The organism is Pelodictyon clathratiforme, from assembly GCF_982375515.1.
This window is the reverse complement of sequence record NZ_OZ455102.1, coordinates 822,597-837,854: the sequence shown is the minus strand read 5'-3', so window position 1 is coordinate 837,854 and position 15,258 is coordinate 822,597. Positions and strand designations below refer to the sequence as shown.

15 protein-coding genes are annotated in these 15,258 nt (G+C 50.0%); all 15 read right to left on the bottom strand.

From position 1 onward, the window contains the following. Positions 1–140 precede the first annotated feature (140 nt). The 15 genes from AC56AD_RS04005 to AC56AD_RS03935 all read right to left on the bottom strand — a co-directional run bounded on the left by AC56AD_RS04005 (position 141) and on the right by AC56AD_RS03935 (position 15,024). Positions 141–1,433, bottom strand: coding sequence for an NAD(P)/FAD-dependent oxidoreductase (locus AC56AD_RS04005; RefSeq protein ID WP_012507595.1), 1,293 nt, complete (start codon positions 1,431–1,433; stop codon positions 141–143). Between the two features lie 358 nt (positions 1,434–1,791). Then, entirely contained in the window at positions 1,792–2,586 is a 795-nt protein-coding gene (locus AC56AD_RS04000) for a methyltransferase domain-containing protein (RefSeq protein ID WP_012507594.1), read from the bottom strand. Between the two features lie 28 nt (positions 2,587–2,614). After that, on the bottom strand, positions 2,615–3,694 hold the full coding sequence (locus AC56AD_RS03995; RefSeq protein WP_012507593.1) for a radical SAM protein: 1,080 nt from the start codon (positions 3,692–3,694) through the stop codon (positions 2,615–2,617). Positions 3,695–3,835: 141 nt separating this feature from the next. Beyond that, positions 3,836–4,507, bottom strand: a complete 672-nt coding sequence (locus AC56AD_RS03990) for a prepilin peptidase (RefSeq protein ID WP_223293976.1) — start codon at positions 4,505–4,507, stop codon at positions 3,836–3,838. A 203-nt stretch (positions 4,508–4,710) separates the two neighbouring features. Then, positions 4,711–5,661: a type II secretion system F family protein gene (locus tag AC56AD_RS03985; RefSeq protein WP_012507591.1), complete on the bottom strand. Its 951-nt coding sequence runs from the start codon at positions 5,659–5,661 to the stop codon at positions 4,711–4,713. A 19-nt stretch (positions 5,662–5,680) separates the two neighbouring features. Then, a complete protein-coding gene (locus tag AC56AD_RS03980) occupies positions 5,681–6,679 on the bottom strand; it encodes a type II secretion system F family protein (RefSeq protein WP_012507590.1) in 999 nt (332 codons plus the stop codon). A gap of 14 nt (positions 6,680–6,693) precedes the next feature. After that, complete coding sequence (locus tag AC56AD_RS03975; RefSeq protein ID WP_012507589.1) at positions 6,694–8,115, bottom strand: TadA family conjugal transfer-associated ATPase; 1,422 nt, start codon at positions 8,113–8,115, stop codon at positions 6,694–6,696. Then, positions 8,091–9,236: an AAA family ATPase gene (locus AC56AD_RS03970; protein WP_012507588.1), complete on the bottom strand. Its 1,146-nt coding sequence runs from the start codon at positions 9,234–9,236 to the stop codon at positions 8,091–8,093. The genes AC56AD_RS03975 and AC56AD_RS03970 overlap by 25 nt, the downstream gene beginning before the upstream one ends. 6 nt (positions 9,237–9,242) lie before the next feature. Beyond that, positions 9,243–9,770: a TadG family pilus assembly protein gene (locus AC56AD_RS03965; protein ID WP_012507587.1), complete on the bottom strand. Its 528-nt coding sequence runs from the start codon at positions 9,768–9,770 to the stop codon at positions 9,243–9,245. After that, positions 9,767–10,192 (bottom strand): TadE/TadG family type IV pilus assembly protein, encoded by a 426-nt coding sequence (locus AC56AD_RS03960; RefSeq protein ID WP_012507586.1) that lies wholly within the window; start codon positions 10,190–10,192, stop codon positions 9,767–9,769. The genes AC56AD_RS03965 and AC56AD_RS03960 overlap by 4 nt, the downstream gene beginning before the upstream one ends. Further along, on the bottom strand, positions 10,189–11,715 hold the full coding sequence (locus AC56AD_RS03955) for a type II and III secretion system protein family protein (protein ID WP_223293975.1): 1,527 nt from the start codon (positions 11,713–11,715) through the stop codon (positions 10,189–10,191). Before AC56AD_RS03955 ends, AC56AD_RS03960 begins: the two co-directional genes overlap by 4 nt. Positions 11,716–11,726: 11 nt before the next feature. Then, positions 11,727–12,470: a Flp pilus assembly protein CpaB gene (gene cpaB / locus AC56AD_RS03950; RefSeq protein ID WP_049759888.1), complete on the bottom strand. Its 744-nt coding sequence runs from the start codon at positions 12,468–12,470 to the stop codon at positions 11,727–11,729. A gap of 70 nt (positions 12,471–12,540) precedes the next feature. After that, complete coding sequence (locus AC56AD_RS03945) at positions 12,541–12,786, bottom strand: Flp family type IVb pilin (protein ID WP_012507583.1); 246 nt, start codon at positions 12,784–12,786, stop codon at positions 12,541–12,543. A gap of 471 nt (positions 12,787–13,257) precedes the next feature. After that, positions 13,258–14,496 carry a hypothetical protein gene (locus AC56AD_RS03940; RefSeq protein WP_150085588.1) on the bottom strand — a complete coding sequence of 413 codons (1,239 nt, stop codon included), beginning with the start codon at positions 14,494–14,496 and terminating at the stop codon, positions 13,258–13,260. A 72-nt stretch (positions 14,497–14,568) separates the two neighbouring features. Beyond that, complete coding sequence (locus tag AC56AD_RS03935; protein ID WP_012507581.1) at positions 14,569–15,024, bottom strand: NAD-binding protein; 456 nt, start codon at positions 15,022–15,024, stop codon at positions 14,569–14,571. Positions 15,025–15,258 lie beyond the last annotated feature (234 nt).

The following is a 15,258-nucleotide window of genomic DNA, read 5'->3' as shown; positions in this document are numbered from 1 at the left end:
CTTACAGGAATCTCCCTGTATGATGATGCAAAATGCCGGAAACATCTGTATCGTTATATCGTTATATACTAAAACCAGATCGACGAATCAAAAAAATTCTGTTTTTTTTGCAAGAATTCCTGCCATGCTATTCGAAACAGTTATCCCCAGTTGTCTTTGGTAATATTTTTATACCAGCCCCATGCAAAAGCAGCTTCCTGACGAAGATGATCATCACTTGCGTCCATAGGTGTCAAACCGCCAGCTCCCTTGATATCGACAATACCCGAAGAACTCAAATTATAGACACCGGCAACCGATATGGCATAACCAGGGGCGATAAGACTGTAACAGGTGCTTACCAGAGAGGGAGAAACAGGCACTTTTCCTCGTAAAAGGCTTGCAATTGCGACAGCGGCAACCTTTCCCTGACTGCTTGCAGCGAAACCGGATTTCGGCATATCCCCGGCAATACAGGCATCACCGATAACATGAATACCCGGGTGAATGGTTGATTCAAAGGTAGTTGGGTGAACCGGGCACCACCCTGTTGCATCGGTAAGGGCAGCTTCAAAAGCAATAGATCCTGCTTTCTGGGGAGGAATGACATTGATAACGCCACCAGGCTCATCACCAAACTCAGTGGTCACGGTCATGGCAGCACCATCGACCTTTTCAACCTTTCCGCCTGCAGTAGCCGCTCGCCACTCAATCATTCCCGGATAAAACCGCTCCCATCCCTGCATAAAGAGCTCCTGCTTCGAAAACTTCTCCTTGTCGTCAAGAATAATGATTTTCGATTTCGGTTTATACTTTTTCAGATACATGGCCATGAGGCTGGCCCTTTCATAGGGTGCGGCAGGACAGCGAAGAGGATTTGCCGGGGGACAGATCAAGACGTTGCTTCCATCTTTCAGGGCAATCAGTTGCTTATGGAGCAACATGGTCTGTGAACCGGCCTGAAAGGCGTGGGGCATATTTTTTTCTGCAACAGCCTGACTGTAACCCGGAATGGCATCCCATTTGAAATCAATTCCCGGAGAGACGATCAATCGATCATAATGAAGCACCTTGCCGCTTTTCAGGGTAACCCTTCCGGCAGGCGCATCGATGGCAACAGCCGTATCGGCAATCACGGTAACCTGATAGCGGCTCTTCAGGACGGAATAGCTCTGGGCAATATCCGGCAATGTTTTCAAACCAGCAATAACCCAGTTGCTGATCGGGCAGGTATGAAAAATCGCTTTCGGCTCAACAAGGGTAACCGATATGGACGGGTCAAGCTTCCGAAGATACTTTGCCGCCGCCGCGCCTCCAAATCCCCCCCCGATGATCACCACCCGGCTTGACGCGGCAAACAGCGGTTTTGAAAAGCCTGCGATACCAAATGCCGCACCTGCAACCCCGCTGACAAGCAGCTTATTGAAATCCCTGCGTGAAAGTTTACCGTTCATGAGCATCCTCCCGATTGACAATTTCCTTCAGCCCCAATTGCTCTCCAGTAACCCTGCCAGCAGAGTTGCAGTGCAATCCCGCAACGCCGTTAATCCATCCTGAAACATGAAGATCCCTGAAGAAACTCCTGTTTCATGAAAAGCAGTACAGAAAATACAGATGGGGATTATAAATTATTAGATAATTATATAGTTGTATATTTATATAATAAAGAGAAATACCATATCCAACGGTTTTCCGTAAAAAAAGGAAAAAATGAGCATGATCACCGTTGATTTGAAAGAGACTTTTTTGAATCAACGCAATCAGGAAGAGCTTATCGCGAAGCGCCTGTTCTGCCCTTCTGGTTTTGACTGACTATTTCCGGGCGATAAGTCGGCCTCTGCCCACCTTGCCAGCCACTGAGGCGTCGCGCCAAAGGGTAATGCCGTGCTCCACGCCATCATACATCTCCTGGCCATAGTTGTCGAGAATCCCTTGACGAAACTCGTTCTGCACTTTTTCAAGATATATTTGAACGTATCTGGAAAAATCGGGAGTAAGATCTTCCTTCTCAATGATCGTCAACCCGGCAGTTTCGGCCAGGGTTGCATAACCTTCCAATGTCTCCATGTAGGGAAAAACCATAAACGAGTGCAAGGCATCCCATTCATCTTTGGTCATTGAACCGGTCTCAAGCCAGTCGGTAACCGCAAGAATACCACCCGGTTTTAAAACACGAGCGCACTCATCTATGAGGCGTTTTTTATCGGTGATGTAACACCAGGCATCCTGTCCCCATACCACATCGAAGGTATTTGCTCGAAAGGGCATGTCGAGAGCATTTCCCAGTTTGAATTCGACCTTGTCATCCAGCCCGGCCTCTTTTGTGCGGCGAATAGCTTCTGCGTGCATCCTTTGTGTCGCATCGAGGCCCGTTACGCGGCAGCCATATGTTTGCGCTAATTGACGAGCAGGAGCACCCAGCGCACTGCACACATCCAGAAGGTGACTATCCGCGCTGACTCCGGCTTTTTGCGCCAGAATGTCGGTCTCATGTTCGCCGCCAACATGAATTTGTTCGCCCATCAGCATCTCCCAAAGGATACCTCCAGGACCATCGTAAACTTCACTAACGTTTCCAATAGTGACATCAAGTCTGTTTCCACTCATGTGAATATCTCCTTTTTGAGTTACAGAGTTACTTTTCTTGCTGGTTTTGCGGAATCAACCAGCATTTTGGATCCAGACCATCCGCATCGCCATTGTAATGGTAAGCACTGGCCCGACATCCCCAGCAATGTGAGTTATTGACGCAAACGTTACAGGGAGTGGGCAGGTTACAAATATCGTGCAGATCTCCATGGACGAGGGTGTTACTATGTTTGGCAATAATTTCCGGAAAGGGCGTTGAGCGAATATTGCCTACACCTTTGCGGATAACCGAGCAAGGGGTTACGTCACCAGTGAAGGTCACCGTTGCCATGGTGCCGCAGTAATATTTATCAGTGTCCATGGCGCCGATGGTGATGTTGTCACCACCGTAATTGATACGGTCACGCTCCGTATAGACCTGTTGAACTTCAGTGAGATTCGGTTCAAACGCGCTCCACTCAGCTCCCATTCCTGCAGGATTGAACATAGTCAGGCAGGTGCGGAGTCCTTTCTCTTCAAACCACCAGCGCATCGTTCGGATGGCATCTTCCGGACCTTGCAGTGCGGTGTAGGTGATGCAATTAATCATTTTTTCGGCGGGTTTACCCAGAGCGAGCATATTCGTCACCCCTTCGACTATGGCATTGATGTAGTGAGGATTACCCCCCCGATGGAGTTTGGCATAGACTTCCGGAGTGATGGAATCGAGGTGAACCGAGACAAAACCTCCGTCGGTCACCTCATAGACCTGAGCAGCAATCTGTTTGTTCCGCAGGGGCAGACCGCTGGTCCAGACATTGTTGATCATGCCCAACGACCGGGCATACTGCATCAACTCATACCATTCAGGACGGACGAGAGGATCACCTCCCAACCAGTCGATGGCCCGAATTTCGAGTGCAGCCGCATCGTCCAGCAAATGGCGGATTTCAAGAGTGGTGAGTCCATGCATCTCCCGAGGTGTGGAACCGGCATAACAGTAGATGCAGCCCTGCTGACAAGCATCTGTCGTCTCAATTTGCAGCGCATAGACCCTTTTCTGCTCGAAGTATCGTTTTTGTTCCTCTTCATGTCCGACGGCCAAACCGCCGTACCGACTCAGATAATCGTTGATACAGGCAACCATAGTATTCACTCCGGGAATTTTGATATTGCTTGAACTTGCCAGTTTGTATACTTCAAGTTATCAGAAATAATAACCATTATCCATTATAAACAACCAAAACACTCCCTGTCAGATCCTGAGCATAAGAACAAATATTTTTCGTTACCGTATTGCATAACCCTCAGTCTCTATCCGAACAGCAGCTTCAATAACTCTGGCTGAATATGTCTGCAGAGCCTGGCATTCCGACTCCACTTGTTCCTGGAGAGTTGGCAAGGCGGTGCGTTTTGGGCCATGGTAACTATCTGCGTCGAGTTGTGTGGGGAGATAAGCAGTCTGCAAGCCCCATGCCAGTGCTGCCACCACAATGGCGGGACCAAATGGCCACTCGGCCTGGGGGCCAAGGCCTTTGAAACGGCGCCACACCACATACCAGAGCACGGTAACCACACTGGCCCACAACACGATGTAAAGTACGCCGACAATACCCCACCAGGTGGCAAGTGCGGCCAGCAGTTTGAGGTCACCACCACCAATACCACTTTCACCTTTGATGCGCCGGAACAGCCAGGCAAGCCCACCCAGCAGGCCCAGCACCACAGCGGCAGATAGTGCACTGACGAAGAGGCTGTGCGGGGTAAACCCGGCATAGCTGCTGGCCAGACCCACCACCCCCAGAGGCAAGACAACCCAGTCTGGCAACAGAGTGCTGTCCCAGTCAATGAGGGCGAGCAACAGCAACGTGCTGGCCAAACAGGCCCATAGTAGCACAGCCTGGAATGCCGGGTGGCTGACACTATTGGCCACATAGGCCCACATGCTTGTATTAACCATCGGCACCCAAATGCGTCTGGCTGCTGGAATGGGCTGCTCCAGGCCGCCACCAGGTCCTTGCCATGCGTTCAGGGGGACTTTGGCAGACTGCAACACCTTGCGGGGAATGATGCGGGCCAAAGGCACCAACCACAAGCCCAACCCAGCACCGGCCAACAACCATGGCAATTGTCCCCACAGGATCTGCAACGGAGAGCTGATGTTCATGGCAAGGGCTTTTGTGAGAAGATTTGAATAACCTGAATAATTGCCGGCCCCAGCAACACCAGCATGAGCACCGGAAAAATAAACAAGACGAGCGGCAGCGTCATTTTGACGGGAATTTTGGCGGCAAGTTCTTCTGCGCGTTGGGTGCGGCATGTACGCATCATGTCGGAATGCACGCGCAACGAGTCGACCAGGCTGGTGCCAAATCTATCGGCCTGTACGAGCACAGAGACAAGGTTTTGCAGGTCATCGAGGCGTGAGCGCAGTGCGAGGTTGCGCAAGGCGTCGATGCGGTTGGCTCCGGCACGCATTTCGAGGGTCGAGAGGTAAAACTCTTCGGCAAGGTCAGGGTTGGTGCGGACCATTTCACGCGATATGCGGGCAATGGCAGCGTCGATACCCATACCCGACTCGGTACAGACAACCATGAGGTCGAGCATGTCGGGCAAACTGTTACGCATGCGTTCGATACGATTTTGGGTGATGAAACGCAGCAACATTTCGGGCAGGTAGTAGCCTGCTGCGGCTGTGAACAGCACCAGAATCATGACACGAGCCAAGGGCATGAGGGGCTGAGTGAAATGCAGAAACAAAGCAAGAACCACCGGCAGCACCAATGTGAACAGGGTTTTAACGGCAAAGAAGTTCTGAGGTGCGTTTTTGTTGCGGATGCCAGCTTGCAAAAACTTGATCTGAACACCGGAGCTTTGCCACCCCTCTTCCGGGAGCGAGAGTTTGGAGAGAATGTTGATTACGGTAGCTACTTTTCCGGTGTTGGCCGTTTTGGACAAGGAGGTGGCGGCTGGTGCCCTGCTTTGGCGAATGATTTTGGTGAGCCGTTTTTTGAGGGCATTGTTGTCGACCAACCAATTTAACAACGCGAACACAAGCGAGGCAACAGCGGCCCCGGAAAGCACGATGGTCAGGATTTGCAGGGTAACTTGCATGGTATGAGCATGGTTTGGGTTAAACCTTGATCTGGACAATGCGGCTGAGCACAAAGATGCCAACAGCCATGAGCCCACAACCGATGAACATGAGGTTCTGGCCTTGGGGAGTGCTCCAGAGCACCGAGATGTAGCCGGGGTTTATGAGCATGAGAATACCAGCGAACACAAATGGCATAGTGCCCAGTATCCAGGCTGATGCGCGCCCTTCGGATGAGAGCGTGCGAACTTTGCCACGGAGTTTGACGCGTTCTCGTATGGTTTTGGCCAATCCATGGAGCAGTTCGGCGAGGTTGCCACCCGTTTCGTGCTGGATCTTGAGCGAGATGACAAAAAAATTGAGGTCATTGCTTTGAATGCGATCGGCGAGATGACCGATCGCGTCTTTAAATGGAATGCCGAAAGAAATTTCATCGAAGACGGTTTTGAATTCGTAACCGATGGGGTCAGGAAGCTCTTTGCCCACCATACCGATGGCTGAGGTCAGACTGTGGCCGGCCCGCATGGCTCGCGAGATGTAATCGAGCGCTTCCGGGAGTTTATCTCCGAAAACCTTGCGGCGTTGTTTGGCCTGTCGCAATAACCAGAGAACCGGCATACTCGCAATGGCGACGGCCAGCATGAGCAGGTGCAAGGGGTTTGTTTGGGGCAGAAGAAGAAGTCCCAATACCACAACCAGCGTAAACAAGGCGAGCATGAGGACTATCAAGCGCCCGATAGTGAACGGAGTGTGGGCGCGTTGGAGCAGTGTTTCCAATGTTCCGGAACGTGAACGGAGCCAGGTTTCAAATGTTCTGGAGCGTGAACGGAACCAGGTTTCGATCGCACTCTCCTGCCGGGGAGTTTGCTCGTTGCCGAGGCTTTGCCCACTTTGGCGAACGGCATTGTAAATGGCCTGCAAATGCTTTTTCTTGGCCTGGTTGCGGAGATCGAAAAAGTGGAACCACACCCCATAAAGCAGCAGCATGATCAGCATGACTGCCAGAAAAGCAAAAAAGGAGATCAAAAATATGGTCATGATATGCTCGAAGGTTAGTCGTTGTCGCCGGGGTCGAACATGCCATCACTGAGGCAAATGCCATAGGTGTGGATTTTTTCATACACTTTGGGACGCACACCCGTGGCCCTGAACATTCCTTGCACGGATCCGTCCGGGTTAATGCCCATACGCTTGTAGCAAAAAATTTCCTGGGTGGTAATGATGTCTCCTTCCATGCCGATGATTTCCTCGATGCTCGTGATTTTACGGCTACCATCATTGAGTCGCGTAATTTGGATGATAAAGTCAAGCGACGAGGAAATAAGCTCGCGCAGGGCTTTGGTGGGTAGAGTGATGCCATCCATGCCTACCAGATTTTCGAGCCTGCCCAGCGCATGCCGCGGGCTGTTGGCGTGAATGGTGGTGAGTGAGCCCTCGTGGCCGGTGTTCATGGCTTGCAGCATGTCGATCACCTCGGAGCTACGGACCTCGCCCAGCACGATGCGGTCGGGCCGCATACGCAAGCTGTTTTTCACAAGGACGCGCATAGTGATTTCACCTTTACCTTCGATGTTGGGCGTACGCGTCTCCAGTCGAATGACGTGATTTTGCTGAAGCTGCAATTCGGCAGTGTCTTCGATGGTGACGATGCGTTCGTTCTCGGGAATAAAGCTCGAGAGAATGTTGAGCAGCGTGGTTTTACCAGAACCAGTGCCCCCGGAAATGATAATATTGCACTTTGCTTTAACCAGAGCTGACAACAGTTCGGCCATGGCGGATGTGAGGGTATTTTTCTCAATGAAGTCGCTCATTTGCAAGGGCACAACCGCAAAGCGCCGAATGGTGAGGACAGGGCCATCGAGAGCCAATGGCGGAATGATGGCATTAACGCGCGCCCCATCGGGCAGGCGGGCATCGACCATCGGGCACGATTCATCGATGCGCCGCCCCACTCGAGAGACGATTTTATCGATGATTTTCATTAGATGAGCGTCGTCATTAAAATGGATATTGGTGGGCTGAATGCATCCGTTTTTTTCGATATAGACGTTTTGGCAGCCGTTGACCATGATTTCAGAAATGGCAGGATCGGCAAGCAAGGGCTCCAAAGGACCCAGACCCATGATTTCATTTTTGAGGTCGGCTACCAATTTAGCACGCTCTTGATCATTAAAGCGGATCTCCTCTTCTTCGATAAGCTCAACAAGCAAGACCCCGAGCTCGTTGCGCAGTTGCTCGGGGGTCAGGCTTTCGATGGAGCTGAGGTCAATACGGGTGAGCAGCTTTTGGTGCAACTTCGTTTTGGTAGCGTAAGAGTCAACCCCTGCGGATGCTCTGGCTTTTATCACCGGCACTGGCGCAGTCGAGGTCGGAACTTCAACGACATAAGGTTGTGCAGGCGCCGATTGAGGAGGCGCTGCAACCCGTTTGGTGGAAAGGTTCCAGCGAGCTATTTGATCTTTAAGCGTTCCCATAGTGAGCGTTTATGATGACTGCTGCCTGTGATGTGCTCGGCCCAGTCGACGATGGTTTTGGAAAGTTTGGATTTGGGCGCCACTTGCAATAAGGGCTGGCCAATCAAGAGGGATTCCTGCACGGCTTCAGCGTCGGAGGGAAAGCGTTTGTTAATTGGCCTGCCGATCACTTTTTCGATTTCGGTACCGGTGATAGGAACACTTGTGTCAGCACGGTTGAGGATGATTTCGGTGCACGACATGGGTTTTTCAAATTCTTTCCAGAGTTTGAGTATTTGGCCCGCCCGGCGCAACGATGGCAGCGATGGGGTGAATACGATGCAGAGTTCGTCAAGCTGCTCCAAAACCCAGATGCCAACCTGATCAAGGGATGAACCAAAATCAACCAGAATATAGTCGTAAAAGTTTGTGGCAATGTGAATGAGTTCGCTCACGCGCTCGGGTTCGATATGAACAATTTTTTCGAAGGTTGCGGGCGAGGAGATGAGATCGAGTGTAGGGCTGAGGTGCTGCACCATGCTGTCGAGCAGCGACTGGTCGAGCCGGTCACATTCACCGGAAATATCGGCTAAATCCTGAGGGTGGTTTTCTCCGGTGAGGTACATGTCAAGGTCACCAAAGGGTAAAGAGACATCGACCGCCAGCACGCGGAAGTCGGGCTCTTGAGAGAGTGCAAAAGCCAGGTTGGCCGCTATGCAGGAGCTGCCATCCCCCCCCTTGGAAGAGACAAATCCAAAAACCCGACACCGATTGATACTAACGCCTTTGGCACGAAGGTGAGTGCGTTCGATAACTTCTTGCAGGGTTTCGGAGGTACTGTCGACAATGACTTCACGTACACCAGCGCGCATAAGCGATAACAAAAGTTCTGGCTCTGTTTGGGGGTGCAGGACCACGATTGCGGCATGCGGCAGTGCGAGGCAGAGTTTCTCTACCTCTTGAATGTAATGGGGATCGGCGGGTTCAAAGCCCACAAGAAATACGAGGTCAGGTTTTTGCGCTGTGAGTTGATGCACCATAACCCCAAGCTCACCCACCAGTCGGGCCAGTTGGTGTTGACCCAGCTCAAGTTGTGTATCGGGAACCTCCCAGGGATGGGGAGAGTAGGTAATGATGTTCATCTATTTTTATTGTACCAGTTTGGGTATGGAGGCGCCACCGCCCCCGGTGGGTTTGAGTAGCACGGCAATGGCGCTGGCTTGAACGTCTTTGATGGCAATACCCAGAAAGGGGGCGAAAAAGAACTTGCAAGGCCCGCAATTATGGGTACTGTCGATAGTAATCATCGCACGTATAGCGGGGGCATCTCCAGCAACGGGTGCGCTGGTTGAGGGACGCATACTGGGCCAGTAAACCGTTTCAATGGTCGCATCCTTAATCTTTGAGCCATAGGCGACGTTGTGTTGTGCCCAGACCAGCGCAGTGTCCGCAGCCGAAGTCCAATGAGGTGACAGCACATCGCCGAGTGAATGAGCGCCAGCCAAAGCGGCAGCATCGGCCGCGTTTTGAAGTTCAACCCTGGTCAGGCTGAGACGGGCCAAGTCAATCGCCAAAGCGGCAAAACCAAGCAATACCGGCAAGAGCAGGGCAAACAAAATGACGACAGTGCCACGCTGGCCGTAGAGCCGTTTGGTGATGGAGTGTGACCGTATCATGGAGATTCAAGCCTCATGCTGGTTGTGGCCGAGAGGTCAATGCCTGGAAAAATATAAACTGGTGGGTAATAGCAACGGGTCTCAACTGTACACATATTGGTACTGCTATCTACAGTCGGTGTAATGGTGGCGCTTAGGGTGCCATACATTGAAATGAGTTTGCAGTCGCAGCCCGATGCGGCAGCTGTTTGGGCACTAATGGTGCTGGAGCTAATGGCTCCGGCACGTGCGCCTTCCCGGCTGGCATTGGTAAGCACAATTTTGTCTAACAGGGCAATAGAATAAAAAAATATCCCAAGGAGAATATGCAGAAACAAGTGCAGGAGAAGCATAAATTCGACAGTCGCATAGCCCTTTTGGGATTGAGCCTGCTCCTTTTCCGGGGCCTTGAGCAGGGGCATATCTGCGTGCATGATGCTCATTTTAGTGGTGATCCTTCAAGTTTTCCATCGAGGAAAAGCTCTTTTCGGGTAGGAGGAATAACTCTGTCAGTTGGAAGCTCTGGCATGGTGGCGCTGCCTTTGACCAAAGTGGGGCGAATAATGACCATGAGTTCGGTCTTCTCGGCATTCTTCTTGGTGTCCCGAAAAAGCGCACCAAGAATGGGAATTTCACTCAGCAAAGGCACCGAATCAATCGCATTGGCAAAATTGTCGAGCTTGAGTCCGCCAATAACAAGGTTTTCACCCTCGTTCATCTGAACGTTGGTGGAAACGGTGCTGATTTTAAACAAGGGCAAATTAGCTTTAGTCCCCGAAGTGGCAGATTCTGTATCAGGCTCGGAAACCTCGGATACGACCTTGAGCGAAATACGGCCAGCATCCAGCACAACGGGCATAAAGCGTAAACCTACTCCATAAAGGTATTCTTTGTAGGAAATATAGTATTTGTCATATTCTTGGAGATTTATTGGGCTGTAATCGATGACTCTTACAGGTACATAAATTTTACCTCCAACCAGAAAAAAACCCTCTTTGCCACTCATAGTGACAATGGTGGGTTCGGCAAGTACCTTGAACAACGATGGTTTGCGGTCCGCAACCATTTTGATCCCATTGGCCTGACCCAGCCGACCCAGCAAAAGATTATTAAGCGTAGCGTTGCTGACAAACCCTGATAAAAGGGTGCTTCCTTGTATATCACCAGAGGTTTTAAAGAAGCTGATACCCAAAGATTCGATAAAAGTCCTCGATACCTGGGCAATGCAGACTTCGAGCCGGACTTGCTGCGAATCGCGCACCTTGAGCAGATTGACTACGCCGCGCGTGCTGTCAGATTCCCCTCCATGCGTTGTGGTTTCTTTAGAATGAGACTCCGTTTTGGAAAAAACAACGTCCTTACTCATCTCTTCAATTATACCGGTAAACGGCTTGGAGTCAGTGCCGACAAGGGCTGATTCCGGAGTACCACTTGAAACCGAGCCACCAAAATACGATCTTACCAAGCGAGCGACGCTCTCTGCAACCAGGGCGTCAGACACAGAGCCGGAGAGTACCAGAGCTGGACCAAGGGCAAGGAGATGAATGTCGTTCTCTTTCGGAAAAAGAACTTTTAAGAGAGCTTGCAGGGCGGTTGTGCCACGGCTGACCTGTACCGGCGAGGAGGTCAGGTTGCCATTTTGGTCCCATACAGCAAGATTGGTTGAGCCCATTTTTTTTCCCAGCAAATAAACTTCGAAGCGGTTAAGCATGATATAGTCGGCCACCTTGGGGTCGCCCATGGCAACACGTTTGATGGGTTGCGCGAACCGGTAAACCCTCGATTCGCCCAGAGGCACAAGATAAATCGATGGAGCAGTCATTTCAGACACAACGGTTACGTACGAGTCGTCCCTTCTCCTCACGGGTTCAGGAGAGGCCATTGTAGCCATGGGTACAGTGCCAACAAGAAGCGCAACAAGAGCGCTCATCCGGCAGGCAAAACGTATCAGGCATGTCAAATTCATCTGCATATTGGCTATGGTGTGGCAATATTTTGACGGCTGGTGCCACGGATTTCTTCGGGGCCACTGCTTTGACGCATTGGTGCCGCTTGTGCAGTTGGCGAACAGGTGCTTGCAGGAGCAGACTGTGAATAAATAATATCGGAAAGACGTACACCTGCGGAGTTTATTTTGCCGGTGTCGAATTCGTTGCGCAAGACAAGAGACAGCGCCCCGATGTTGCGAGCCAGGTCGAGCTTTTCGGCTTCGTGCGGAGTAAGCTCGAGGGTTACGGCATTGACCACTTTTGGTTTATCCCGGTCTGCAGTGGTTTCCTGGGCTATGGCCAATACTTTGACGCGCAACAGTACCGTCACCGAAAAAGGCTGTTGGTTGGCATCTTTGCTACTAACCAAAACATCCACATAGCTGCCTGGCAGGGCAAAACCGGCAACCGCAATCACCTCATTTACCTTAACTGTAATGGCACGCTTGCCCTTTGGGATGATAGAGGATAAACCGCCAGTCGCGGTTGTTGGGGCCAATTTGCCAGGCAGAACCGGCTCACCCGGCATCATGGAGACGAGGGCAATTCGTCCTACCACACTGGCGATGCGAGTGGACGCATCGCGAGGAACAGCCGAACCGGGCCAATCGATGCTCCTGATTTGATGAGCTTTGATAGCTTTACCCGCTTCGATGGGCTGCTCAACAACGACGACCCTCGACATTGATGTTTGGGCGACACTCATCCAGCGGGCAGCCAAAAAAGCTGCCATCGCACCCAGAATAAGTGCGATGGCGAGAACGAATTGTTGTGGTTTCACTGCTTATGCTGTAAAAGTGCTATCAGATACCGTCAAGGGCATCTGAAATCTTTTCAAAAACCTCGTTCAAACTAGTTCCGATAAGCGTAACGGCTGCAATTGTAGCAACAGAAATCAAACCAGCAATCAAGGCATACTCAATCATGGTTACGCCTTTTTGTGACCTGATGGACAGATTTCCACCAAATAAGCCAACAACAGCCGCAACCAGATAGTCGATCATGGCTACGACTTTTTGTAATTTGACGGAGACGAACGTGTTTTTCATGGCTTTACCTCCCAATGAAATTAGTTAATATTCACTCCAACATGAGACCCTCAAATTGTGAGTATCAGCCCACCCGAATCCATATATTGGGCGTGCAACTGACTACACTCACATTTTTCAGGGACGATGCTTACCCTGTAAATTTACAAAATAAATACGCACAGCCAATCACTATTCTTGCTTTTTTTTGATGAACACCGTTTGAAGTGCTCCCCTAACATGATCGATTTTGATTTTGTCCTTTTTGCATCATCTGCCATCAACCTCTGCTGATAGTCATCTGCTGCACTGCATCTATCCCCTTCATCAGTCGATCGAAAAGTAGAGTTTCCGGCAGTTCAACAATCACAACCGAAGCAGGAATGATTCATCGACGAATCATTCCGTCTAACCTCTTTTGTGACTAACTTTTACAAAGAAGCATCATTTTCCTCGTTGCATAAAATTTGCAACATTCCGTTATGAGCTTATTCATGTACTAACGGTCTCTTGATAGTTGCTTCTTTTCTTCATCACTTCTATTGAAGTTTTGACGATGTTATCGTCTTTTTCGCGCTCTTTCTCCGGTAAAAACTCTTCAAGTAGCGTTTTGTTAACCCGCAGGCACTGATCGAGTTCTTTCTTCAGTTGGTCCAAAGGCAGTGTTGTCACAACGCGCATTAGGTACTCCAAAGCATGGGTTCCATACCGAAAATTGTTCATAAACATAAACGCACGGTAGCGGTTCATCTCCATGATAACCAGATCATCGAATGCCTCCTCCATTTTTTTTTCATCTCCATCAGAAATCGAACCAACCCCTTCAAACACAAGCTTATTGACAGCTTCAGCGTTAATGCCTGCATACCTCGCCTTTATGGCCAAATGATCGGCAAGATCACGGTTTGATTCTTTCCGGTACACGGGCGTTGTAATCCATGCTTCTTTGATTATCGATTCGTCTTTCAAGCTGGAATAGACCGCATGATACTCTTTGGCAATGTCATCTGAGCGGTCTTTGACTATGGTTTCCGCAAACAGTTTATCGATGGATTGTTCCTCTATGAGATAGGGAAATGCCAGCAAAGCTTGATTATCACCAATTCCGAGCTCTGACTGGTTTTGTATGGCAAGTATCAATCTTCCTTTCTTCCCATAGGTTTCTCTCCGGACAGCTTCCGGTTTCGAGCACAACGCGGCCTGAATATCTCGTGCTTCTGAAAGATTCCTGATGTCCGAATCGTGACAGACGTAGATCGCCGATGGCCATGATGCGTCGTCCGCACCGGCAATCACTTCGTTGCAGATTGCTTGTTCAGGCGGTTGATCTGCTATGACCAATTGAAGCGGAGGCAATACGCTGTCGAAAAATTCTCTGGATACTCCCAATTCAAAGCTCAAAAAGTTGAGATTGCGATAATCGGTATCAAGAGCAGGGTACAGGGTTTTCAGCTCGTTGAAAGCCTCTGTAACTCCTACGCCAACCCAGACCAGCCGGAGCTTTCCATTCGGAGAATAGGTGCCGATGCGGGCAAAGCGCAGCACCAGCGCTTTGGCCATATCGGAGTTACCGACGACCATCACAACTTGTGCAACAGAGCCTTTCATGGTTGGCGCGTACAAGTCCGGAGAATATTGATTTACAATGCCACGTGCTGATACAGCATATGGATTCGATGCACGAATATCCAGTCCTTCTTGTTTGAATGCATTGATTCCGACCCAGTCCATGAGCAGATTCTGCATAGTAAGTGACTGAGTGCGGAGATTGACTCTAAGTTCGGTACCTGGGTCGGCTTTGTTTTAGATTTGTTCCAGCAGGGCAAGATTTTCCCGCTCATCAGGAAGCATCAGATAGAGCCTGATGGCAGATTTCAGGTTTGCCACTTTGAAGAGATCAGCCCGCAATGCATCGTAATAGAGAATCGTCAGAGTGAATTCATTGTCATGCTCGGCGGTATGGAGTTTATCGACCGCGACGATCTGTGGCTCGACATTATCCTTCTTACTGACATCTGATAATGCTTTTGCCAAAGCTTTTCCGAAAGCACCATAGCTGACGATGACATGATGACCCTTGTAACTGTTGACCGTTTTTCTTTTCAGATACGGATAGAGATGCTCGTGAAACAGCTTGGTGAAAAAGGTACCATACGCAAAAAAAGGAATCGCATATTGGGTGATATATAATCCTATTTTTATACATGGCACCGAAACCTTACCTGCCACTTCTCTGTTCAGGACAAGCCAGACTTGCATCAATCGAAGATGCAGAACAAACCCTGAAAAAGCATTCCAGCCATCCTCTTATCATCTCAATGGTTTCCGGCAGATATCAGGAAATATGCGCTTCCTATCCACCGGATTGCGTGTACTGGAGAGCTGAAAAAAGAGGATTGCACTGTTTGAGACGAAAAAAGAGCTGAATATCGCAAAATACATTCTGTCCAGACTCATCTGACAGACTCGATAAATTTATGGCTCACTGAAAAA

Excerpts from the sequence above, each read along its gene's own strand:
- AC56AD_RS03940 (WP_150085588.1), bottom strand. The coding sequence starts at position 14,496 with ATGGACTGGGTCGGAATCAATGCATTCAAACAAGAAGGACTGGATATT.
- cpaB (WP_049759888.1), bottom strand. The coding sequence starts at position 12,470 with ATGGCAGCTTTTTTGGCTGCCCGCTGGATGAGTGTCGCCCAAACATCA.
- AC56AD_RS03935 (WP_012507581.1), bottom strand. The coding sequence starts at position 15,024 with ATGCAAGTCTGGCTTGTCCTGAACAGAGAAGTGGCAGGTAAGGTTTCG.
- AC56AD_RS03985 (WP_012507591.1), bottom strand. The coding sequence starts at position 5,661 with ATGCAAGTTACCCTGCAAATCCTGACCATCGTGCTTTCCGGGGCCGCT.
- AC56AD_RS04000 (WP_012507594.1), bottom strand. The coding sequence starts at position 2,586 with ATGAGTGGAAACAGACTTGATGTCACTATTGGAAACGTTAGTGAAGTT.
- AC56AD_RS04005 (WP_012507595.1), bottom strand. The coding sequence starts at position 1,433 with ATGAACGGTAAACTTTCACGCAGGGATTTCAATAAGCTGCTTGTCAGC.
- AC56AD_RS03980 (WP_012507590.1), bottom strand. The coding sequence starts at position 6,679 with ATGACCATATTTTTGATCTCCTTTTTTGCTTTTCTGGCAGTCATGCTG.
- AC56AD_RS03975 (WP_012507589.1), bottom strand. The coding sequence starts at position 8,115 with ATGGGAACGCTTAAAGATCAAATAGCTCGCTGGAACCTTTCCACCAAA.
- AC56AD_RS03945 (WP_012507583.1), bottom strand. The coding sequence starts at position 12,786 with ATGAAAAACACGTTCGTCTCCGTCAAATTACAAAAAGTCGTAGCCATG.
- AC56AD_RS03970 (WP_012507588.1), bottom strand. The coding sequence starts at position 9,236 with ATGAACATCATTACCTACTCTCCCCATCCCTGGGAGGTTCCCGATACA.
- AC56AD_RS03955 (WP_223293975.1), bottom strand. The coding sequence starts at position 11,715 with ATGAATTTGACATGCCTGATACGTTTTGCCTGCCGGATGAGCGCTCTT.
- AC56AD_RS03990 (WP_223293976.1), bottom strand. The coding sequence starts at position 4,507 with ATGGTTAATACAAGCATGTGGGCCTATGTGGCCAATAGTGTCAGCCAC.
- AC56AD_RS03995 (WP_012507593.1), bottom strand. The coding sequence starts at position 3,694 with ATGGTTGCCTGTATCAACGATTATCTGAGTCGGTACGGCGGTTTGGCC.
- AC56AD_RS03960 (WP_012507586.1), bottom strand. The coding sequence starts at position 10,192 with ATGAGCATCATGCACGCAGATATGCCCCTGCTCAAGGCCCCGGAAAAG.
- AC56AD_RS03965 (WP_012507587.1), bottom strand. The coding sequence starts at position 9,770 with ATGATACGGTCACACTCCATCACCAAACGGCTCTACGGCCAGCGTGGC.